Origin of the sequence: Pseudomonas sp. 31 R 17, assembly GCF_900004915.1 — a bacterium.
Classification (GTDB): domain Bacteria; phylum Pseudomonadota; class Gammaproteobacteria; order Pseudomonadales; family Pseudomonadaceae; genus Aquipseudomonas; species Aquipseudomonas orientalis_A.
In genome coordinates, this window is the sequence record NZ_CVTN01000065.1 from 1 (window position 1) to 22,066 (window position 22,066).

The 22,066-nt window shown below is 60.8% G+C and carries 23 protein-coding genes; 12 read left to right on the top strand and 11 right to left on the bottom strand.

Annotation, left to right across the window (positions count from 1 at the left end; all coding sequences use genetic code 11):
* The first annotated feature begins 39 nt into the window (after positions 1-39).
* From mreD to tldD, 6 genes are all read left to right on the top strand, one after another.
* Positions 40-528, top strand: coding sequence for a rod shape-determining protein MreD (gene mreD, locus BFP89_RS12300; RefSeq protein WP_065885772.1), 489 nt, complete (start codon positions 40-42; stop codon positions 526-528).
* A gap of 50 nt (positions 529-578) precedes the next feature.
* Positions 579-1,175 (top strand): Maf family protein, encoded by a 597-nt coding sequence (locus tag BFP89_RS12305; protein WP_065885773.1) that lies wholly within the window; start codon positions 579-581, stop codon positions 1,173-1,175.
* A 71-nt stretch (positions 1,176-1,246) separates the two neighbouring features.
* Positions 1,247-2,704, top strand: coding sequence for a ribonuclease G (gene rng / locus BFP89_RS12310; protein WP_065885774.1), 1,458 nt, complete (start codon positions 1,247-1,249; stop codon positions 2,702-2,704).
* 76 nt (positions 2,705-2,780) lie between these two features.
* On the top strand, positions 2,781-6,596 hold the full coding sequence (locus BFP89_RS12315; protein ID WP_065885775.1) for a YhdP family protein: 3,816 nt from the start codon (positions 2,781-2,783) through the stop codon (positions 6,594-6,596).
* Positions 6,597-6,644: 48 nt separating this feature from the next.
* Complete coding sequence (locus BFP89_RS12320) at positions 6,645-7,493, top strand: carbon-nitrogen hydrolase family protein (protein ID WP_065885776.1); 849 nt, start codon at positions 6,645-6,647, stop codon at positions 7,491-7,493.
* Positions 7,494-7,509: 16 nt separating this feature from the next.
* Positions 7,510-8,952 (top strand): metalloprotease TldD, encoded by a 1,443-nt coding sequence (gene tldD, locus BFP89_RS12325; protein ID WP_057724563.1) that lies wholly within the window; start codon positions 7,510-7,512, stop codon positions 8,950-8,952.
* A 45-nt stretch (positions 8,953-8,997) separates the two neighbouring features.
* Here tldD and yjgA read toward each other — a convergent pair whose 3' ends face one another.
* Positions 8,998-9,519, bottom strand: coding sequence for a ribosome biogenesis factor YjgA (gene yjgA, locus BFP89_RS12330; protein ID WP_065885777.1), 522 nt, complete (start codon positions 9,517-9,519; stop codon positions 8,998-9,000).
* A 108-nt stretch (positions 9,520-9,627) separates the two neighbouring features.
* Between yjgA and pmbA the strand changes: the two genes are divergently transcribed.
* From pmbA to BFP89_RS12360, 6 genes are all read left to right on the top strand, one after another.
* On the top strand, positions 9,628-10,974 hold the full coding sequence (gene pmbA / locus BFP89_RS12335; RefSeq protein ID WP_065885778.1) for a metalloprotease PmbA: 1,347 nt from the start codon (positions 9,628-9,630) through the stop codon (positions 10,972-10,974).
* 146 nt (positions 10,975-11,120) lie between these two features.
* Complete coding sequence (locus BFP89_RS12340) at positions 11,121-11,516, top strand: FagA protein (RefSeq protein ID WP_065885779.1); 396 nt, start codon at positions 11,121-11,123, stop codon at positions 11,514-11,516.
* Entirely contained in the window at positions 11,509-12,885 is a 1,377-nt protein-coding gene (locus tag BFP89_RS12345) for a class II fumarate hydratase (RefSeq protein WP_065885780.1), read from the top strand. Before BFP89_RS12340 ends, BFP89_RS12345 begins: the two co-directional genes overlap by 8 nt.
* Positions 12,886-12,912: 27 nt before the next feature.
* A complete protein-coding gene (locus tag BFP89_RS12350) occupies positions 12,913-13,341 on the top strand; it encodes a hypothetical protein (protein WP_065885781.1) in 429 nt (142 codons plus the stop codon).
* 1 nt (position 13,342) lies between these two features.
* A complete protein-coding gene (locus BFP89_RS12355; RefSeq protein WP_065885782.1) occupies positions 13,343-13,954 on the top strand; it encodes a superoxide dismutase in 612 nt (203 codons plus the stop codon).
* A gap of 32 nt (positions 13,955-13,986) precedes the next feature.
* The gene (locus tag BFP89_RS12360) at positions 13,987-14,880 is read left to right on the top strand and encodes a ZIP family metal transporter (RefSeq protein ID WP_065885783.1); all 894 of its coding nucleotides are present in this window, start codon (positions 13,987-13,989) and stop codon (positions 14,878-14,880) included.
* Between the two features lie 37 nt (positions 14,881-14,917).
* On the opposite strand, the gene BFP89_RS12365 is transcribed toward BFP89_RS12360, so the two are convergent.
* The 10 genes from BFP89_RS12365 to BFP89_RS12410 all read right to left on the bottom strand — a co-directional run bounded on the left by BFP89_RS12365 (position 14,918) and on the right by BFP89_RS12410 (position 21,926).
* A complete protein-coding gene (locus BFP89_RS12365; protein ID WP_065885784.1) occupies positions 14,918-15,190 on the bottom strand; it encodes an HPr family phosphocarrier protein in 273 nt (90 codons plus the stop codon).
* A 16-nt stretch (positions 15,191-15,206) separates the two neighbouring features.
* Positions 15,207-16,064 carry an RNase adapter RapZ gene (gene rapZ / locus BFP89_RS12370; RefSeq protein WP_065885785.1) on the bottom strand — a complete coding sequence of 286 codons (858 nt, stop codon included), beginning with the start codon at positions 16,062-16,064 and terminating at the stop codon, positions 15,207-15,209.
* A gap of 2 nt (positions 16,065-16,066) precedes the next feature.
* A complete protein-coding gene (gene ptsN, locus BFP89_RS12375; protein WP_065885786.1) occupies positions 16,067-16,531 on the bottom strand; it encodes a PTS IIA-like nitrogen regulatory protein PtsN in 465 nt (154 codons plus the stop codon).
* A gap of 9 nt (positions 16,532-16,540) precedes the next feature.
* On the bottom strand, positions 16,541-16,846 hold the full coding sequence (gene hpf / locus BFP89_RS12380; RefSeq protein ID WP_065885787.1) for a ribosome hibernation-promoting factor, HPF/YfiA family: 306 nt from the start codon (positions 16,844-16,846) through the stop codon (positions 16,541-16,543).
* Between the two features lie 76 nt (positions 16,847-16,922).
* On the bottom strand, positions 16,923-18,416 hold the full coding sequence (locus BFP89_RS12385) for an RNA polymerase factor sigma-54 (RefSeq protein WP_065885788.1): 1,494 nt from the start codon (positions 18,414-18,416) through the stop codon (positions 16,923-16,925).
* Between the two features lie 184 nt (positions 18,417-18,600).
* Positions 18,601-19,326: an LPS export ABC transporter ATP-binding protein gene (gene lptB / locus BFP89_RS12390; RefSeq protein ID WP_004372092.1), complete on the bottom strand. Its 726-nt coding sequence runs from the start codon at positions 19,324-19,326 to the stop codon at positions 18,601-18,603.
* A complete protein-coding gene (gene lptA / locus BFP89_RS12395) occupies positions 19,326-19,859 on the bottom strand; it encodes a lipopolysaccharide transport periplasmic protein LptA (protein ID WP_065885789.1) in 534 nt (177 codons plus the stop codon). The genes lptB and lptA overlap by 1 nt, the downstream gene beginning before the upstream one ends.
* Positions 19,846-20,418, bottom strand: coding sequence for an LPS export ABC transporter periplasmic protein LptC (gene lptC, locus BFP89_RS12400; RefSeq protein WP_065885790.1), 573 nt, complete (start codon positions 20,416-20,418; stop codon positions 19,846-19,848). The genes lptA and lptC overlap by 14 nt, the downstream gene beginning before the upstream one ends.
* Positions 20,419-20,426: 8 nt before the next feature.
* Positions 20,427-20,951, bottom strand: a complete 525-nt coding sequence (locus tag BFP89_RS12405) for a KdsC family phosphatase (RefSeq protein WP_003171809.1) — start codon at positions 20,949-20,951, stop codon at positions 20,427-20,429.
* On the bottom strand, positions 20,952-21,926 hold the full coding sequence (locus tag BFP89_RS12410; RefSeq protein WP_065885791.1) for a KpsF/GutQ family sugar-phosphate isomerase: 975 nt from the start codon (positions 21,924-21,926) through the stop codon (positions 20,952-20,954).
* Positions 21,927-22,066: the final 140 nt, after the last annotated feature.

Below are 22,066 nucleotides of genomic sequence, written 5' to 3' on the forward strand. Positions count from 1 at the left end.
GACCACCGCCCCGGCCACAACGCGGCAGAGGGAGGAATAATGGCCAGCACTCAATCGCGCAATGGCTGGATTGTCTGGCTGACCTTTGCCATCGGCTTGCTGCTCAGCGTTTCACCGCTGCCGCAATTCATGGAAATTCTGCGGCCGCTGTGGCTGGCCCTGCTGTTGGCGTTCTGGTCGTTGAACCTGCCGCACAAAGTGGGCATGGTCACGGCGATGTGCCTGGGCTTGGCGGAGGATGTGCTCTATGGCACCTTGCTGGGCCAGAATGCACTGATCCTGACCCTTATTACGTTCCTGGTGCTGTCGTTGCAGCAGCGCTTGCGCATGTTCCCGATGTGGCAGCAGTGCCTGGTGATCCTGGTGATCTTCGGCCTGGCGCAGCTTGTTCAACTCTGGCTCAGTGCCTTGACCGGCAATCGCCAGCCCACCCTGGCACTGGTATTGCCGGCGCTGGTCAGCGCATTGCTGTGGCCCTGGGTCAGTTTCGGCCTGCGTGGGTTACGTCGTCGCTATAAAATCAATTGATGGATTGCGAGGCTCTGCCTGGTTATCGAACCCTACAGGGAGAGTCTGCAGTGAATATGCTTTATCTGGCCTCGGGCTCCCCGCGGCGACGTGAGTTGTTGACCCAGATCGGTGTGCCTTTCACCGTGGTCAGCGCCGCCATCGATGAAACGCCTCTCACACACGAAACCCCTGTGGCTTATGTCGAGCGCCTCGCGCGAAGCAAGGCCGCGGCGGGTTTGGCTGCGCTCGAGCAAACCACAGGCATCTGCGTATTGGGCGCCGACACGGCGGTTATCGTCGATGGCAAGATCCTTGGCAAGCCGGTGGATCAGGCCGATGCCTTGGCCATGTTGATGGCCCTGGCAGGGCGTGAGCATGAAGTCCTCACGGCCGTTGCCCTGACCGACGGCCAGCGCTGTGAAACCCGGTGTGTCAGCAGCCGAGTCATTTTTCGCGACATTTCTGTCCAAGAAGCGACGGCCTACTGGCACAGCGGCGAACCCCGGGACAAGGCTGGCGGCTATGCTATCCAGGGGCTTGGCTCGGTGTTCGTGAGCGGGCTCAATGGCAGCTATTCCGCCGTGGTCGGCCTGCCGGTGTGCGAAACCGCGCAACTGCTGGGCCAATTCGGCATACCCTGTTGGCAAAACCTTAACGCGTGCTGAGCGCTTCTACTTTCGCGCCAAGCCATTAGCGGTCGGTCACTATTGTGAAAACGCCTGAACGAGACCCAGCCATGAGTGAAGAGATTCTGATCAATATCACGCCGATGGAATCGCGCGTGGCGGTGGTAGAGAACGGTGTTCTGCAAGAAGTGCATGTGGAACGTACCCAGAAGCGCGGGATCGTCGGCAATATCTATAAAGGCAAGGTGGTACGCGTATTACCGGGCATGCAGGCGGCCTTCGTCGACATCGGCCTGGACCGCGCCGCGTTTATCCATGCCTCGGAAATTTCCCTGCGCGAAGGCCCGGCGGTGGAAAGCATCAGCGCCCTGGTGCACGAAGGGCAGAGCCTGGTGGTGCAGGTCACCAAGGACCCCATCGGCTCCAAGGGCGCCCGGCTCACCACTCAACTGTCGATTCCTTCGCGGTACCTGGTGTATATGCCGCGTACCGCCCATGTGGGGATTTCCCTCAAGATCGAAGATGAAGCCGAGCGCGAGCGACTGAAGAAGGTGGTCAGCGACTGCGTGGCCGCCGAAGGCATCAAGGAAGCCGGTGGTTTTATCCTGCGCACCGCCGCCGAAGGCGCGGGCGCCGATGAAATCCTGATGGATATCCGCTACCTGCGGCGGCTGTGGGACCAGATCGCGGCGCAGATCCAGACCATTGGCGCGCCCAGCGTGATCTATGAAGACCTTGGCCTGGCGTTGCGTACCTTGCGCGATCTGGTCAGCCCGAAGATCGAGAAAATTCGCATCGACTCGCGGGAAACCTTCCAGCGCACCACGCAATTTGTCGCCGAGCTGATGCCGGAAATTGCCGACCGCCTGGAGCACTATCCGGGCGAGCGGCCGATCTTCGACCTGTATGGCGTCGAAGACGAAATCCAGAAAGCCCTGGAGCGCAAGGTCCCGCTCAAATCCGGCGGCTATCTGGTGGTGGACCCGGCGGAAGCCATGACCACCATTGACGTCAACACCGGCGCGTTCGTGGGCCACCGCAACCTCGAAGAAACCATCTTCAAGACCAACCTCGAAGCGGCCACCGCGATTGCGCGCCAACTGCGCCTGCGCAACCTGGGCGGCATCATCATCATCGACTTCATCGACATGGAAGATGGCGAGCACCAGCGCCAGGTCCTGCGCACCCTCGAAAAGCAGCTGGAGCGCGACCACGCCAAGACCAACATCATTGGCATCACCGAGCTCGGCCTGGTGCAGATGACCCGCAAGCGCACCCGCGAAAGCCTTGAACAAGTGCTGTGCGAGCCCTGCAGCAGTTGCCAGGGCCGCGGCAAGTTGAAAACCCCGGAAACGGTTTGCTACGAGATTTTCCGCGAAATTCTACGGGAGGCACGCGCCTACCAGGCCGAAGGTTATAGAGTGCTCGCCAACCAGAAAGTGGTGGACCGCCTGCTGGATGAAGAGTCGGGTAACGTCGCTGAACTGGAGGGCTTTATCGGGCGCACCATTCGTTTTCAGGTCGAAACCATGTACTCCCAGGAACAATACGACGTGGTGCTGCTCTGATCCCCATTCGCTTTCTCTTTTCGAGACCGACAGGCGCAGACCTGTGGTCCGACCACTGCCTTGAGGGTCGCCTGACATGGAGCGTCTGATACGCTTTTTTGCCGCTTTGACCCGTTGGGGACTGGGCCTGTGTGCGTTGCTGCTGGTAGTGGCGGCGGTGTACGTGAGCCTGGGCCGTGAATTGACCCCGCTGGTGGCCGAATACCGCGCTGAAGTCGAAGCCAAGGCCCAGGTTGCCGTACAGATGCCTGTGCATATTGGCAGCCTCGAAGGCCGCTGGAGCGGTTTTGCGCCGATACTGCTGGCCCATGACGTGATGGTTGGCGAGGGCAGCAGTGCGTTGCGGCTGGACCAGGTTGAGGTGGTGCCGGACCTCTGGGCCAGCCTGATGGCTCGCGAAGTGCGCATCGCCCACCTGCAAGTCAGCGGCTTGCAGTTGAGCGTCAAGGAAGACAAGGACGGTCACTGGGCGCTGCAAGGCCTGCCCATACAGGACGACCAGCCACTGGACCCGGAGCAACTGCTCACCCGCATGCAAATGGTCAAGCGCGTATCGGTGCTGGACAGCCAGGTGACGCTGCAACCGTTCGACCGCGCGCCGGTGACCGTGACGTATGTAGGCCTGAACCTGCACACCGGCACGACCCGGCAACGCGTGGACGCGCGCCTGACATTACCCGACGGCCAGCCGCTGGCCTTGAGCCTGCGCAGCCGCATGCGCGCCAGCCAATGGAAAGACGCCGAGGTCGAGGCCTACCTGAGCCTGCCTCAAAGCGACTGGGCCAAGTGGATTCCGTCCCGGCTGACCCAGCAATGGAAGCTCACCCAGCTCAAGGCCGGCGGCGAGTTCTGGCTCAACTGGGCCAACGGCACCGTACAAAGCGCCGTGGTGCGCCTCGATTCACCGCAAGTCAAGGGCAGCTACGCCGAGCGTAAGCCGGTACACATCGAGAACCTCGCCCTGACCGCTTATGTGCAACGCAGCGACGGCGGCCTCAAGGTGCTGTTTGATTCGCTGGCGATGAATATCGGCGAAACCCGCTGGGAATCACGCCTGCAACTGCAGCAGAACCTGGCGACCGATAAAGATCAGGAAGTGTGGAAACTTCAGGCCGACCGGCTCGACCTGACCCCTATCACGCCCTTGCTCAATGCCTTGGCACCGCTGCCGGAAGGTTTCGCCAAGGCCGTCGAGCACCTCAAAGCCACCGGCCTGTTGCGCAATGTGCTCGTGGACTTCCGCCCACAGGACAGCACCGATCGGAAAGTCAGTTTTGCCGCCAACCTTGAGCGTGTCGGTTTTGACGCGTATTTCGGCGCACCGGCCGCGCGCAATGTGTCCGGCAGCATCAGCGGCGACCTGGGCCATGGCGAGTTGCGCATGGACAGCAAGGACTTTTCACTGCATCTGTCGCCGATCTTCGCCAAGCCGTGGCAGTACATCCAGGCCAATGCGCGCCTGACCTGGACGCTGGACAAACAGGGCTTCACGCTCATCGCACCGTATATCAAGGTGCTGGGGGAGGAAGGCAAGGTCGCTGCGGACTTCCTGATTCGCCTGCATTTCGACCATAGCCAGGAGGACTACATGGACCTGCGGGTCGGCATGGTCGATGGCGATGGTCGTTTCACCCCCAAGTATCTGCCCGCCGTGTTGAGCCCGGCGCTGGATGAGTGGTTGCGCACGGCGATCCTCAAAGGCGCGGTAGACGAAGGATTCTTCCAGTACCAGGGCTCGCTGAGCCACAACGCGCTGCCGGCTTCACGCAATATCAGCCTGTTCTTCAAGGTGCACGATGCCGAGTTGGCGTTCCAGCCGGGCTGGCCCCATGTGAGCAAGGTCAAGGGTGAGGTATTTGTCGAGGAGAGCGGCGTGCGCATCCTGGCCAGCAAGGGGCAGTTGCTCGATACCCAGGTCAAGGACGTCTACGTCAATATCCCCCACGCGCCGGCCGGCCAAGACAGCCACCTGCTGCTCACCGGCGGATTCTCCGGTGGGTTGGGCGATGGTCTGAAAATCCTCCAGGAAGCCCCGATCGGCACCGCTTCCACCTTTGCGGGCTGGAAGGGCGAGGGCAACCTGCAAGGCAGCCTGGACCTGGATGTGCCCCTGGCCAAGGGCACCGAACCCAAAATCGTGGTCGACTTCAAGACCGACAAGGCGCGCCTGCAATTGGCGGAGCCCACCCTGGACCTGACACAGCTCAAGGGTGATTTCCGTTTCGACAGCGCCAAGGGCTTGAGCGGCCAGAATATTTCGGCCCAGGCGTTTGACCGCCCGATCACCGCGCAGATTTTTGCCGAAGGCAAGCCCGGCGCCATTAGCACCCGCGTCACCGCCAAGGGGCAGGTCACGGTCAAGCGGCTCACGGACTGGTTGAAAATCAGCCAGCCGTTGCCGGTGTCCGGCGATATCCCGTACCAGTTGCAAGTCATCCTGGACGGCGCGGACAGTCAGCTGATGGTCGACTCCAATCTCAAGGGCGTTGCGGTGGATCTGCCGGCGCCATTCGGCATGCCGGCGAGCCAGGGCCGTGACAGTACGTTCCGCATGACCTTGCAGGGCGCCGAGCGGCGTTACTGGTTTGATTACGGTGAGCTGGCCAATTTCACCTTTGCGGCGCCGTCGGATAACTTCAATGATGGGCGCGGCGAATTGTTCCTCGGCAATGGCGATGCGGTATTGCCCGGCGCCAAGGGGCTGCGCGTTCGCGGGGTGCTCTCAGAACTGGATATCGACCCGTGGAAAAAACTCGCGAACCGTTACGCGGGTAACGACCCGGGCGGCAGTGCCAAACAACTGCTCAGTGGCGCCGATTTCAAGGTGGGCAAGCTGACCGGCTTTGGTACTCAATTCGACCAGGTCAAACTGCAGCTGGATCGCAAGCCCGTGGCCTGGGGCCTGCAGTTCGACAGCCAGCAAGCCAAGGGCACGGTGAATCTGCCGGATGCCAAGGGCGCGCCCATTGCCGTCAACCTGCAATACGTGAAGCTGCCCGCCGTGGACCCTACCGTGCAGGCTGACGAGAACGCGCCGGACCCGTTGGCCGATGTCGACCCCAAGGAGATTCCCGCGCTGGATATCACCATCGACCAACTGTTCCAGGGCTCGGACCTGGTGGGCGCGTGGTCGCTGAAAATCCGCCCGACCGCCAGGGGCCTGGCCTTCAACAACCTGAACCTGGGCCTCAAGGGCATGCAACTCAACGGTGCCGGTGGTTGGGAAGGCGCGCCAGGGGAAAGCAGCAGTTGGTACAAGGGACGACTGGACGGCAAGAACATTGCCGACGTGCTCAAGGGGTGGGGGTTTGCGCCCACGGTGACCAGCGAGGACTTTCATCTGGACGTGGATGGTCGCTGGCCGGGCTCGCCCGCCTGGGTCGGGCCCAAGCGATTCTCCGGTAGCCTGGATGCAGCGTTCCGTAGAGGCCAGTTCGTGGAAGTGGAGGGTGGCGCCCAGGCGCTGCGAGTGTTCGGCCTGCTTAACTTCAATTCCATTGGCCGCCGTTTGCGCCTGGACTTCTCCGACTTGCTCGGCAAGGGCTTGAGCTATGACCGGGTCAAGGGTTTGCTGGCGGCCAGTGACGGTGTGTTCGTGACCCGTGAGCCCATCACCATGACCGGACCGTCCACCAACCTTGAGCTCAATGGCACCCTGGACCTGGTGGCGGATCGCGTCGATGCCAAGTTGCTGGTGACCCTGCCGGTCACCAACAACCTGCCCATCGCGGCGTTGATCGTCGGCGCGCCGGCCATTGGCGGTGCGTTGTTCCTGATCGACAAGTTGATTGGCGACCGGGTATCGCGCTTCGCCAGCGTGCAGTACACCGTGCAAGGCCCATGGAAAGACCCGAAAATCACCTTCGACAAGCCATTTGAAAAGCCAAACTGAGAGGCTGTGGAGTAGCATGGTCGCATGCCCTTTACGGAGTGTCGGCCCATGTCCTTTGCGGTAATTCAAATGGTCAGCCAGAGTGATGTGCCGGCTAACCTGGCCCAGGCACGCCGCCTGCTGGAACGCGCGGCGGCGGATGGCGCCAGGCTCGCGGTACTGCCGGAGAACTTTGCCGCCATGGGCCGCCGTGACATGGCCGATATCGGTCGCGCCGAGGCAATGGGTGAAGGTCCGATCCTGCCCTGGTTGAAACAGACCGCCCGCGACCTCACCTTATGGATAGTGGCGGGCACAATACCGTTGCCACCCGGGGATCAACCGGACGCCAAGCCCAACGCCTGCTCGCTGCTGATTGACGACCGTGGTGAAGTCGTCGCTCGTTACGACAAGCTGCACTTGTTCGACGTGGATGTAGCGGACGCCCGAGGTCGCTATCGCGAATCCGACGACTATGCTTTCGGAAGCAATGTCGTCGTGGCGGATACGCCCGTGGGGCGCCTGGGGCTGACGGTGTGTTACGACCTGCGCTTCCCCGAGTTGTACAGCGAGTTGCGTGCGGCGGGGGCTGAGTTGATCAGTGCGCCCTCGGCTTTTACAGCGGTGACCGGGGCTGCGCATTGGGATGTGCTGATTCGCGCGCGGGCCATCGAAACCCAGTGTTACCTGCTGGCGGCCGCCCAGGGCGGTGTGCACCCGGGGCCACGGGAAACCCATGGACACGCGGCGATTATCGACCCCTGGGGGCGCATATTGACTCAGCAGGATCAAGGCGAAGCGGTGCTGGTGGCCGAACGCGACAGCAGTGAACAGGCGTCGATACGGGCGCGCATGCCGGTGGTCAACCACCGGCGCTTTTTCTCGCAGGGCGCACAGCGACCTGCTTCAGAACGATGAATTTAAGGCCAAACCTATGAGCGAGTTGTTGTCCTCAGTCAGTGAACATCTCCTGGCACCCGGTGGCGTGACCATCGAAAATCTGCAAACCGTGCTGGGCGATCTGGCCGGACCGGGGATCGACGCGGCCGACCTGTATTTCCAGGGGCAGATTTCCGAGTCCTGGGCGCTGGAAGACGGCATCGTCAAGGAAGGCAGTTTCAACCTTGACCAGGGTGTAGGGGTTCGCGCGCAATCGGGCGAAAAAACCGGTTTTGCCTACAGCAACGCCATTACCCTGGAGGCCCTGGGCCTGGCGGCGCGTGCGGCGCGCTCGATTTCCCGCGCGGGCCAGAACGGCACGGTGCAGGCGTTCAGTACCCAGGACGTGGCTCAGTTGTACGCGCCGGATAATCCGCTGGAAGTGATCAGCCGCGCGGAAAAGGTCGAGCTGCTCAAGCGTGTTGACGCGGCTACTCGTGCCCTCGACCCGCGTATCCAGCAGGTCACCGTGAGCATGGCCGGCGTGTGGGAGCGCATCCTTGTCGCGTCCACCGACGGCGGGCTGGCGGCGGATGTACGGCCACTGGTGCGTTTCAACGTCAGTGTGATCGTCGAGCAGAACGGTCGCCGCGAACGCGGTGGCCATGGCGGCGGCGGGCGTACCGACTACCGTTATTTCCTCGCTGAAGACCGCGCCATGGGTTACGCCCGTGAAGCGCTGCGCCAGGCACTGGTCAACCTGGAAGCGATTCCCGCGCCGGCCGGTACCTTGCCGGTGGTGCTGGGCTCAGGCTGGTCCGGTGTGTTGCTGCACGAAGCCGTAGGGCATGGGCTGGAAGGCGACTTCAACCGCAAGGGCAGCTCGGCCTACAGCGGGCGCATGGGCGAGAGGGTCGCATCCAAGCTGTGCACCATTGTCGATGACGGCACCCTGGCGGGTCGCCGGGGTTCGTTGAGTGTGGATGACGAGGGCACGCCGACGGAGTGCACCACCCTGATCGAAAACGGCGTGCTCAAGGGCTACATGCAGGACAAGCTCAACGCCCGGCTGATGGGCGTGGCGCGCACCGGCAACGGTCGCCGCGAATCCTATGCCCACCTGCCGATGCCACGCATGACCAACACCTACATGCTCGGTGGTGAAAGCGATCCGGCAGAAATCATTGCCTCGGTGAAGCGCGGGATCTACTGCGCCAACCTCGGTGGCGGGCAGGTGGATATCACCAGCGGCAAGTTCGTGTTCTCCACCAGCGAGGCGTACTTGATCGAAGACGGCAAGATTACCGCACCGGTCAAGGGCGCGACATTGATCGGTAATGGGCCGGAGGCCATGAGCAAGGTGTCGATGGTCGGTAACGACCTGTCGCTGGACAGCGGCGTGGGCACGTGCGGGAAGGATGGGCAGTCGGTGCCGGTGGGCGTGGGCCAGCCAACCTTGAAAATCGATGCGATCACCGTGGGTGGCACGGGGTCGTAAGCCGTGGAGCTTCGGGTGGCGAAGGCCGCCACCCGGGGAAGAGGATCAGCGCAGACCGCGTTGAGTCTCGTCCAGCTCACGGATGTATTTGAAGATTTTACGGCTGGTGGCAGGCGCCTTGTTATGCGCCTGTTCGTGTTGGGCCTGACGGATCAGGGAGCGCAATTGCTGGCGGTCCGCTTCCGGATAGTCCAATACGAATTTTTCCAGCACGGCGTCATCGCCCGAGATCAGGCGGTCACGCCAGCGCTCCAGGTTATGGAAGCGTTCGTTGTACTGGCGAGTGGAGGCATCGGTTTGATCGAGCAAGGCCAGAATGGCGTCAGTGTCCTGATCGCGCATCAGCTTGCCGATAAACATGATGTGCCGTTTGCGCGCGATATTCGCGGTGTGCTTAGGCGCATCGGCCAAGGCCCGGCGCATTTCGTCGGTCAGTGGCAGTTTGGCAATCAAGTCTTTCTTGAGCGTTGTAAGGCGCTCGCCAAGGTCAACCAGAGCATGCAGCTCGCGTTTGACCTGGGTTTTGCTTTTCTCCCCATCGAGGGAGTCGTCGTAAGAATCAACCATGGTGGCAGTCCGCAAAGAAACGCCGCCATGATAACCAGTCGGGGGCCGCTTGTCCGGCCCGGTCGCTCGATGGCCTTAACCGAGAGCAGAATTTGAGTGGAGAAAACCATGAGTGCAGCCCAAAGCGTCGGTCCGCAAGCGTTACCGGCACTGCAGGAACAAGTCGAGCAGATCCTTGCCGAGGCCAAGCGCCAGGGGGCCAGCGCCTGTGAAGTAGCGGTGTCGCTGGAGCAGGGGCTGTCGACGTCGGTACGTCAGCGGGAAGTGGAAACCGTCGAATTCAACCGCGACCAGGGGTTCGGCATTACCTTGTACGTGGGCCAGCGCAAGGGCTCGGCCAGCACGTCGGCCAGCGGCCCGGAGGCGATTCGCGAGACCGTCGCCGCTGCGTTGGCAATCGCCAAGCACACCTCCGAGGATGAAAGCTCGGGCTTGGCCGACAAAGCGTTGATGGCCAAGGACTTGCAGGATTTCGATCTGTTCCACGCCTGGGACATCACGCCCGAGCAAGCCATCGAGCAGGCGCTGACCTGCGAAGCGGCAGCGTTCGACGCCGATGCTCGCATCAAGAATGCCGACGGCACCACGTTGAGCACCCATCAGGGTTGCCGTGTGTACGGCAACAGCCATGGTTTTATCGGGGGGTATGCGTCCACCCGTCACAGCCTGAGCTGCGTGATGATCGCTGAAGCCAATGGCCAGATGCAGCGGGATTACTGGTATGACGTGAATCGCCAGGGTGAGTTGCTGGCAGACCCGGTAAGCATTGGCCAGCGTGCTGCGCAGCGTGCAGCCAGTCGCCTGGGCGCGCGCCCGGTACCTACATGCGAGGTGCCGGTGCTGTTTTCCGCCGAACTGGCCGGTGGTTTGTTCGGCAGTTTCCTCGGGGCGATTTCCGGCGGCAACCTCTATCGCAAATCTTCGTTCCTGGAAGGCGCGATCGGCCAGCAGCTGTTTCCTGAATGGCTGACCATCGATGAGCGTCCGCACCTCATGCGTGCCATGGGCAGCGCCTCGTTCGACGGCGATGGCCTGGCCACTTACGCCAAGCCGTTCGTCGAGAAAGGTGAGTTGGTGTCTTATGTATTGGGCACCTACGCGGGCCGCAAGCTTGGCCTGCCGAGCACCGCCAACTCCGGCGGCGTCCATAACCTGTTTGTGACCCACGGCGATGAAGACCAGGCGGCGCTGTTGCGTCGCATGGGTCGCGGCCTGTTGGTGACCGAATTGATGGGCCACGGCCTGAACATGGTGACGGGTGACTATTCCCGTGGTGCGGCGGGATTCTGGGTGGAAAACGGCGAGATTCAGTTCGCCGTCCAGGAAGTGACGATCGCCGGCAACATGCGCGACATGTTCAAGCAGATCGTTGCCGTGGGTAACGATCTGGAGCTGCGCAGCAATATCCGCACCGGCTCCGTGTTGATTGAACGGATGACTGTCGCCGGCAGCTGACCTGCGACGCTTCATCAAAAAGGCGCGCCATCTTGATGATGGCGCGCCTTTTTTTGTGGCTCTGTGAGGCAGGATCGACCCACTGTTCTTGTTTTGATTCTCAATATCATTTAATAATGAATATCATTACTGGATGAGTGTGGATCATGAGTTCTGTCTTGCGTGAGGACCCGTACCTGGAAAGTTGGCGCTGGATGAGTCGGCAGATCCGTTGCGGGCTCGATCCCAATGAACCTCGCCTGATCGAACATTACCTCAATGAGGGACGGTACCTGGCGTGTTGCACCGCGACGCACCCGTGGACCATCGCCGAAACCTCATTTCGCCTGCTCATCGACACCGCCAACGATATCGCGCTGCCGTGGCATTGGCGCGCCCTGTGCCTGGACCAGGCCTGGCGCCCGCTGCGTGACCTGGAAAAACTCTCCCACTGCGCCTGCCGGCTCAAGCGCTGGCAGGCGTTTGCCTGGCAGTTGGCGACCTGCCAATTGCTGCCATCCCTCTCTTTCTCCGACCTGGTGCAAGGATCAAATGATGAGTAACACCCGTATCGAACGCGACAGCATGGGCGAACTGCAAGTCCCCGCCGAAGCCCTGTACGGCGCGCAAACCCAGCGCGCGGTGAATAACTTTCCGATCAGCCATCAGCGCATGCCGGCGCAATTCGTTCGCGCGCTCATCCTGGCCAAAGCCGCCGCAGCCAGGGCCAACGTCGACCTCAAGCAAATCAGCGAAGGGCAGGGCAAGGCCATTGTCGATGCCGCCCAGGGTCTGTTGGAAGGCGACTACATGCAGCACTTCCCGGTGGATATTTTCCAGACCGGCTCCGGTACCAGTTCCAACATGAACGCCAACGAAGTGATTGCAACCCTGGCCAGTCGCTTGCTGGGCGAGGTGGTAAACCCCAACGACCACGTCAACTGCGGGCAAAGCAGTAACGACATCATTCCTACCACCATTCATGTCAGCGCCGCGCTGGTGCTGCACGAGCAGACGCTGCCGGCCTTGCTGCACCTGGTGCAGGTGATCGAGCAAAAAGCCGAAGCGGTTCACCCGTTCATCAAGACCGGGCGCACCCACTTGATGGATGCCATGCCTGTGCGCATGAGCCAGGTGCTCAATGGCTGGGCGCAGCAACTCAAGGCCAATATCGGCCACTTGCAGGACCTGTTGCCGGCGCTGCAGGCGCTGGCCCAGGGTGGCACGGCCGTAGGCACCGGCATCAACGCCCACCCTGAGTTTGCCGCACGCTTCAGCGGGCACCTGAGCCACCTGACCCAGGTGAAGTTTACGCCGGGCAGGAACCTGTTTGCGTTGATTGGCTCCCAGGACACCGCCGTCGCCGTCTCCGGCCAGTTGAAAGCCACTGCGGTGTCGCTGATGAAAATCGCCAATGACCTGCGCTGGATGAACTCCGGCCCGCTGGCTGGTCTGGGCGAAATCGAACTGGAGGCGCTGCAGCCGGGTTCTTCGATCATGCCGGGCAAGGTCAATCCGGTAATCCCCGAGGCCACGGCCATGGTGGCCGCGCAAGTCATCGGCAACGATACGGTGATTACCGTGGCCGGCCAATCGGGCAACTTCGAACTGAACGTGATGCTGCCGATCATCGCCCAGAACCTGCTCAGCAGCCTGGAGCTGCTGGCCAGCGCCAGCCGTTTGCTGGCAGACAAGGCCATCGCCAGCTTCAAGGTCAACGAAGCGAAGCTCAAGGAAGCATTGTCGCGCAACCCGATTCTGGTCACCGCCCTCAACCCGATCATTGGTTACCAAAAGGCCGCCGAAATCGCCAAGCAGGCTTATCAGCAGGGCCGTCCGGTGATCGATGTCGCCCTCGAACACACCGACCTGCCGCGCAGCCAACTGGAAGTCCTGCTGGACCCGGAAAAGCTCACGGCTGGCGGCGTGTGATCATCGACCCCGCTTTGGAGGTTCACCATGGAGCACTGGAAACGCACGATCGAACGGGCCAATCGCTGCTTTATGGCGGGCGAGTTGGTTGACGCCCGCGAGGCCTACCTGCAAGCCCTGGCCCTGGCCCAAGTGTTGTTCGAACGCTGGGCGGATGCCGATGAGGCGGTGGCGGCTTGCGTTATCTCCCACCACAACCTGGCAGACCTGCACTTGCGTCTCAACCAGCCTGAGGAAAGCGCGGAATACCTCTGCGCCATTCACCAACGGCTGCTGCAGACCATGCAGGACCCACGGCTCAGTCCGCAGTTGCGTGAGGCCGCGCTGCGCCAGAGCAGCAAAACCTATGTCGAACTGTTGAATTTCATCAGCGATCACGGCGAATACCCGCGCACCCATCGTTTGCTGGGCGGTGCTGCGAGGCAACCGACCCCCTCTCAATATGGAGCACATTGATATGACCTACACCCTGCCGGCCCTGCCTTATGCCTTTGACGCCCTCGAACCCCATATCGATGCGCAAACCATGGAAATTCACTACACCAAGCACCACCAGACGTACATCAATAATCTCAATGCTGCGGTCGAGGGCACTGAGTTCGCGGGCTGGCCGGTGGAGAAGCTGGTGTCCAGCGTTGAAAAACTCCCGGAGAAATTGCGCACTGCCGTGGTCAACCAGGGAGGCGGCCATGCCAACCACTCGTTGTTCTGGGCGGTCATGTCGCCGACGGGTGGCGGAAAACCCGAAGGTGTTCTGGGCCGGGCCATCGACGAGCAGTTGGGGGGCTTCGACAGCTTCAAGGAGGCTTTTACCAAGGCGGCGTTGACCCGCTTCGGCAGCGGCTGGGCCTGGTTGAGTGTGACCCCGCAAAAGACCTTGGTGGTGGAAAGCAGCGGTAATCAGGATAGCCCGTTGATGAGCGGCAATACGCCGATCCTCGGCCTGGACGTCTGGGAACACGCCTACTACCTGCTGTATCAAAACCGACGACCGGAGTACATCAATGCATTCTATAGCGTCATCAACTGGCCCGAGGTTGCCGCACGCTACCAGGCTGCATTGGCCTGATATTCACTCCACAACAAGACCTAAGGCCGACCATGGGCACTGAAACACTGGCGATCAGCAGCGTGCGATTATTTCGCTACGCATTTGGCTCCCTGCTTCTATTAGTCGGTACGGCATTGCTGGTGGCTCATGGCCTGGCCTGGCTCGACCTGGAGCCGCGCATCTTGCGAGCGCTGCAGGGCGGGGCGATCTGTGCGCTTGGTACTGCGCTGGGCGCGGTGCCGGTGCTGGTGATTCGCCGTATGCCGGCGGCGTTGAGCGACACCCTGCTGGGTTTTGGTGCGGGTGTCATGCTGGCGGCGACCGCCTTTTCGCTGGTGGTGCCGGGGATTGCCGCCGCAGAAAACCTCGGGCTCACACCCTGGGGGGCGGGAGGCTTGATCAGCTTCGGCATCATGCTGGGGGCGTTCGGGCTGTATCTTGTCGACCGCAAGGTCTCGGGCGCCAGTCCGGAAATGCTGGTGGGCACGCCGGATAAGCCGGTGATCCCGCCGCGTATCTGGCTCTTTGTGTTCGCCATCATTGCCCACAACATCCCGGAAGGCATGGCCGTAGGTGTTTCTGCCGGCGGCGGCATGGCGGATGCCGACAGCCTCGCCATGGGCATTGCCCTGCAGGACGTACCGGAAGGCCTGGTGATTGCGCTGGTATTGGCAGGGGCGGGGATGTCGCGGATCAAGGCGTTTCTGATTGGCGCCGCGTCGGGATTGGTCGAGCCCGTCTTTGCCGTGTTATGCGCGTGGTTGGTGAGCCTTGCCGAAGTGCTGCTGCCCTTGGGCCTGGCACTCGCTGCAGGGGCGATGCTGCTGGTGGTGACCCATGAGGTCATCCCTGAGTCACGCCGCAACGGTCACGACAAACTCGCCAGCCTGGGATTGTGCATCGGGTTTTGCTTGATGATGGTGATGGATACGGCGTTGGGATAGCAGGAGCGAGCCAGTTCGCTCCCGCAAGAGGAAGGCGTTATTCGCCCTCGTCGAAGTAGTTGTTGATCAGCGCGACTAACGCGTCCATCGCTTCCTGCTCTTGTTCACCCTCGGTTTTCAGATGGATTTTAGTGCCCTTGCCTGCAGCGAGCATCATCATTGCCATGATGCTCTTGCCGTCGACCATCGATTCAGGGTCACGCCCGGCGCGGATCTGGCAGGGGAACTGCCCGGCGACACCGACAAACTTGGCTGATGCGCGGGCGTGCAAGCCCAGCTTGTTGATGATTTCAATTTCCCGAGCCGGCATCGCAGTGGTGTTCCTTTCAGCTAAGGTCGCGGTGGCGAACCTGGACGTTCTTGAGGGTTTGTTGCAGCACCTGGCCCAGTCGCTCCGTCAGATAGACGGAACGGTGGTGGCCGCCGGTGCAGCCGATGGCAATGGTGACATAGGCGCGGTTGCTGGCAGCAAAGCGCGGCAACCATTTGAGCAGGTAGGTGGAGATATCCTGGAACATATCTTCCACATCCGGTTGTGCCGCCAGGTAGTCGATCACGGGTTGGTCAAGCCCGGACTGATCGCGCAACTCCGGTTTCCAATAGGGATTGGGCAGGCAGCGCACGTCGAACACCAGGTCGGCGTCCACCGGCATGCCGCGCTTGAAGCCAAACGACTCGACCAGAAACGCCGTGCCAGGCTCCGGCTGGTTCAGCAATCGCAGCTTGATCGCATCGCGCAGTTGGTACAGGTTCAGGTTGGTGGTGTTGATCTTGAGGTCGGCCAGATCGATGATCGGCCCCAGCAGTTTGGTTTCGTCCTCGATGGCTTCGGCCAGGGAACGGTTGGCGCTGCTGAGCGGGTGACGTCGACGGGTTTCGGAGAACCGCTTGAGCAGGGTTTCCTCGTCGGCGTCCAGGTACAGCACGTCGCAATGAATATGCTTGGCGCGCACCTCCTCAAGCAGTTCGGGGAACCGTGAGAGGTGGCTGGGCAGGTTACGGGCGTCGATCGACACAGCGACCAGCGGTTGCGCCAGTTCGGTGTGGATCAGGGCGCGTTCCGCCAATTCCGGCAGCAAGCCGGCGGGCAGGTTGTCGATGCAATAGAAGCCGCTGTCTTCAAGAACGTTAAGCGCAGTGCTCTTACCCGAGCCGGAACGGCCGCTGACGATGATCAAACGCATGATTACTGCCCGCTTTGCTCATCCAGGACGACCTGATACAGCGCCTCGTTACTGCTGGCGCTGCGCAATTTGTCGCGCACTTCCTTACGGTCGAGCATGCTGGCGATCTGCCGGAGCAGCTCCAGGTGGGCATCGGTGGCGGCTTGTGGGACCAGCAGAACGAACAGCAGGTCGACCGGGGCGCCGTCGATGGCATCGAAATCGATAGGGTGATCCAGGTGCAGCAAAGCGCTGACCGGTGTTTCGCAGCCTTTGAGGCGGCAGTGGGGGATGGCGATGCCGTTGCCAAAACCGGTCGAACCGAGTTTTTCACGGGCAATCAGCGCCTCGAATACATCTTGCATCTCCAGTTCAGGCACTTGGCTGCTGATCAGATTGGCAATTTGCTCGAGGGCTTTCTTCTTGCTGCCGCCCGGCACGTTCACGAGGGAACGGCCGGGGGTCAGGATGGTTTGAAGTTGGATCATGGGGGAGGGTTAACGACCTGTACCTTGCATCAGGTGCAGATTCTTTTCCTTATGCTTTTTGAGTTGGCGGTCAAGCTTGTCGGTGAGCAAGTCGATCGATGCATACATGTCTTCATGCTCGGCATTAGCAACCACTTCGCCACCGGGTATCTGCAGGGTCGCTTCGATTTTCTGCTGAAGCTTGTCGACCTTCATGATGACCTGCACGTTGGTGATCTTGTCGAAATGTCCTTCAAGCTTCTTCAGCTTCAGTTCGACGTATTCGCGCATTGGAGGGGTGACTTCTACATGGTGTCCACTGATGTTGACTTGCATACAGCTTCTCCTTCGTTGCCAGTGCATAAAGCGGCAGGCGAAAAGCGCCTGCCACTGGAACGCTATGCCCCGCCCGTCACATCAAACGCTTACGCTCGCTGGAAGGCGCGATCCCGAGGGACTCGCGGTACTTGGCGACGGTTCGACGGGCGACCTGAATGCCTTGTGCCTCCAGTAAACCAGCGATCTTGCTGTCACTCAACGGCTTTTTCTGATTTTCCGCGGCAACCAGTTTTTTGATGATCGCGCGGATCGCCGTGGACGAGCATTCGCCGCCTTCGGAGGTGCTTACGTGGCTGGAGAAAAAGTATTTCAGCTCATATATGCCCCGTGGGGTATGCATGAATTTTTGCGTGGTCACCCGTGAAATCGTCGATTCATGCATGCCGACGGCCTCGGCGATGTCATGCAGCACCAGCGGTTTCATGGCTTCGTCGCCATATTCCAGGAAGCCGCGCTGGTGCTCGACGATCTGGGTGGCGACTTTCATCAGGGTTTCGTTGCGGCTTTGCAGGCTCTTGATGAACCAGCGCGCTTCCTGCAACTGGTTGCGCATGAAGGTATTGTCGGCGCTGGTATCGGCGCGGCGCACGAAACCGGCATATTGCGGGTTGACCCGCAGGCGTGGCACCGACTCCTGGTTCAATTCCACCAGCCAGCGCTCGTTGTCCTTGCGCACGATCACGTCAGGCACGACGTACTCGGCTTCGCTGGACTCGATCTGCGAGCCTGGGCGAGGGTTGAGGCTCTGCACCAGCTCGATGACCTGGCGCAGCTCGTCTTCCTTGAGTTTCATGCGACGCATCAGCTGGCTGTAGTCGCGGCTGCCCAGCAGGTCGATGTAGTCGCTGACCAGGCGCTTGGCTTCAGCCAGCCAGGTTGTCTTGGCCGGCAGTTGGCGCAGTTGCAGCAACAGGCACTCGCTGAGCGTGCGGGCGCCAATCCCGGCGGGCTCGAATTGCTGGATGCGGTGCAGGACGGCTTCGATCTCGTCCATCTCGATATCCAGCTCCGGGTCGAACGCCTCAAGAATTTCTTCCAGCGTCTCGTCCAGGTAACCCTGGTTGTTGATGCAATCGATCAGGGTAACGGCGATCAGGCGATCGGTGTCGGACATCGGCGCCAGGTTCAGTTGCCACAACAGGTGACTCTGCAGACTCTCGCCGACGGACGTACGGGTGGTGAAGTCCCATTCGTCATCATCATTGCTGGGCAGGCTGCTGGCGCTGGTCTGGTACACGTCTTCCCAGGCGGTATCCACGGGCAGCTCGTTGGGAATGCGTTCGTTCCATTCGCCGTCCTCGAGGTTATCCACCGTAGGGGCGGTTTCCTGATAGGACGGTTCCTGCACGTCGGGATTGGGCTTTTGCTCGATGTTGTCGGCCAGAGGGTCTGTGTTGTCGAAGTCGTCGCCTTCTTCCTGGCGTTCGAGCATCGGATTGGACTCCAGGGCCTCCTGGATTTCCTGTTGCAGGTCCAGGGTCGACAATTGGAGTAGGCGGATGGCCTGTTGCAGCTGCGGTGTCATCGTCAGCTGCTGGCCCATTCTCAGGACTAGCGATGGTTTCATGGCAGGGGCTTAACACCTTATTCGCCGGCGCAATGCGCCATCCACGACAGGGCGCGTGAGCGCCAAACATAAGCAAATTATATGCCTGAAATCAGGGCCTTTGCCTAGAGCGCGGTAACAATAAAAAAACCGAGGTTTTCATTGACTCGCTCGCACTCTTGCCAATGGCCCGATATCACCGTGTCTACAGGCGGAACTCGTGACCCAGGTAAACTTCTTTCACCAGCTCGTTGGCCAGGATCGTCGCGGAATCACCTTCGGCGATCAGTTGCCCATCATTGACGATGTAAGCGGTTTCGCAGATATCGAGGGTTTCACGCACGTTGTGGTCGGTGATCAACACACCAATGCCCTTGGCCTTGAGGTGATGGATGATCTGCTTGATATCGCCCACCGAGATCGGGTCGACACCGGCAAACGGTTCGTCCAGCAGGATGAATTTCGGCGCGGTTGCCAGGGCGCGGGCGATTTCCACACGACGACGCTCACCCCCGGACAGGCTCATGCCGAGGTTGTCGCGAATGTGGTTGATGTGGAATTCCTGCAGCAGGCTTTCCAGCTCCTGGCGGCGGCCATCGCGGTCGAGTTCCTTGCGGGTCTCGAGGATCGCCATGATGTTGTCGGCCACCGACAGTTTGCGGAAGATCGACGCCTCCTGGGGAAGATAGCCGATACCTGCGCGCGCACGGCCGTGCATTGGCTGGTGGCTGACGTCCAGGTCGTCGATCAATACGCGTCCCTGGTCCGCCTGGACCAGCCCGACGATCATATAGAAGCAGGTAGTTTTGCCGGCGCCGTTGGGGCCGAGCAAGCCGACGATCTGGCCGCTGTCGATCGACAGGCTCACATCGCGTACCACCTGACGGCTTTTATAGGCCTTGGCCAGATGCTGGGCTTTCAGGGTTGCCATTACTCGGCCTTCTTCTTCGGCTGGATGACCATGTCGATCCGTGGGCGAGGTGTGCTGAGCTTGTTGCCATTGGCGCGACCGGCCTGGGCGACCTGGGTCTTGGTGTTGTAGACGATTTTCTCGCCTTCGGTCGAGTTGCCGTCGGCACTGAGTACCTTGGCCTGGTCAATCAATACGATGCGATTTTGCTGGGCATGGTATTGAATGGTCTTGCCGTAGCCCTTCATCGGGCCTGGGTCTTCCGCCTTTTGTTGCTGCTCGAAGTAAGCCAGGTTGCCCACCGAGGTCACGACATCGATATCGCCGGCCTGGGTACGCGTCAGGGTCACCGTGTTGCCGGTGATCTTCATCGAGCCCTGGGTGATGATGACGCCACCTGTGTAGGTTGCGACGCCTTGTTTGTCATCCAGCTGCGCATCGTCAGCCGAGATGTGGATCGGTTGCTGGCTATCGTTCGGCAGAGCCCAGGCGCTCACGCTTCCCAGTGCTGCGCCCAGACCGAGCAAAATAGGGAGGGTTTTAACGAGCCTCATACTGTCCTCTTACGTTCGATAGCAGGTGTATCCTGCTTTCTTTCAAATACGCTTTCATTCCCTTGCCAGTCGATACACCGCCAGCGCCGTCGATTCTAACGTCTTGCTCGGTCTGCGCATATTGCTGTTGTGGGAATACCGTCATGCGACTGCTGGTAATGATGGTGTCACGCTTCTGCGCGTCTGTACGTGCGACGCGTACCGAGTCGATCAGTTCGATCTGGGTGCCGTCCGGATTGACCTCGCCACGCAGGCTGGTGACATGCCACGGCAGTTCGGTGCCACGGTAGAGGTTCAGGTCCGGATTGGTCAGCAGGCTGACTTCCGAGGCCTTCAAGCGCTCGACCTTGTCGGAAGCCAGCACGTACTGCACCTTGCCATCGGGCAGGAACTGCACGGTGTGGGTGTTGGTGGCGAAGTTATCGATGATGCTTTCATCAACCTGCACGACAGGTTTGTCGAGAAAGCGCTCCGGGCTGATATTCCAGTAGCCCACCGCGAGGAACAGCGCGGCGATGACTCCGAATAACAGAAAGTTGCGAATCTTTTTGCTCAGCATATAAGGCTCTATAGGTAGGCGGCGTGGGCCGCTTCAAGACTGCCCTGGGCACGCAGGATCAATTCGCAGAACTCGCGGGCGGCACCCTCGCCGCCCCGGGCGGTGGTAATGCCATGGGCATGTTCACGCACAAACGCTGCAGCATTGGCGACGGCCATGCCCAGGCCTACCCGGCGGATCACCGGCAGGTCAGGCAGGTCGTCACCCAGATAGGCGACCTGTTCATAGCTTAGGTTGAGTTGGCCAAGAAGCTCGTCCAGCACCACCAGTTTATCCTCGCGGCCCTGATACAGGTGAGCAATCCCCAGGTTTTGTGCGCGGCGTTCCACAACGGGGGTCTTTCGACCACTGATAATCGCGGTTTGCACGCCGGCGGCCATCAACATTTTGATGCCCTGGCCGTCGAGTGTATTGAATGTCTTGAATTCGCTGCCGTCTTCGAGGAAGTACAGGCGGCCATCGGTCAGCACGCCATCGACGTCGAATATCGCCAACTTGATGTGTTTACCGCGTTGCAACAGGTCGCTGGTCATTTACATCACTCCTGCACGCAACAAGTCGTGCATGTTCAGGGCGCCGATCGGGCGATCATTGTCATCGACCACCACCAGCGCGCCGATCTTGTGGTCTTCCATGATCTTCAGGGCTTCGGCCGCCAGCATCTCGGGGCGGGCGGTCTTGCCGTGGGGCGTCATCACGGCATCGATGGTCGCGGTGTGGATGTCGATGGTGCGGTCCAGGGTACGACGCAAATCGCCGTCGGTGAACACGCCGGCCAGTCGCCCGTCGGCTTCCAGGATCACGGTCATGCCCAGGCCCTTGCGGGTCATTTCCATCAGCGCATCCTTGAGCAGGGTGCCGCGTTGTACATGGGGCAATTCATCGCCCGCATGCATGACGTTTTCCACTTTCAGCAGCAAGCGACGGCCCAGGGCGCCGCCGGGGTGGGAAAAAGCAAAATCTTCAGCCGTGAACCCGCGGGCCTCCAGCAGTGCCACCGCCAGGGCGTCGCCCATGACCAGCGCGGCGGTCGTGGAGGAGGTGGGCGCCAGGTTCAGTGGGCAGGCTTCATGGGCGACATGAACGTTCAGGTTCACTTCGGCGGCCTTGGCCAGCGTCGAGTCCGGGTTGCCGGTGACGCTGATCAGCTTGATGCCCAGGCGCTTGATCAGCGGCAGCAGGGTCACGATTTCGTTGGTGGTGCCCGAGTTGGACAGTGCCAGAATCACGTCATCCCGGGTGATCATGCCCATATCGCCGTGACTGGCCTCGGCCGGGTGCACGAAGAACGCCGTGGTGCCGGTGCTTGCCAGCGTCGCGGCGATCTTGTTGCCGATGTGGCCGGATTTGCCCATGCCAACCACGACAACGCGGCCTTTGCTGGCCAGAATCATCTCGCAGGCGCGTACGAAATCTGCGTCGATATGGGCCAGCAAACCTTCTACGGCTTCCAGCTCGAGGCGGATGGTGCGTTGTGCGGATTGAATAAGGTCGCTGGATTGGCTCATGTCTGAAATCGTATAGCCTGACGAAAAGTCGGCGATTATAGCGGTAATGATCAATTCCCTCACGCAAGTTCGTCAGGCTTTATTCCGAAGGTCTCCCGGATTCGTCTCAATATCACAACCCGCTACGTTTTTTTCGCTGT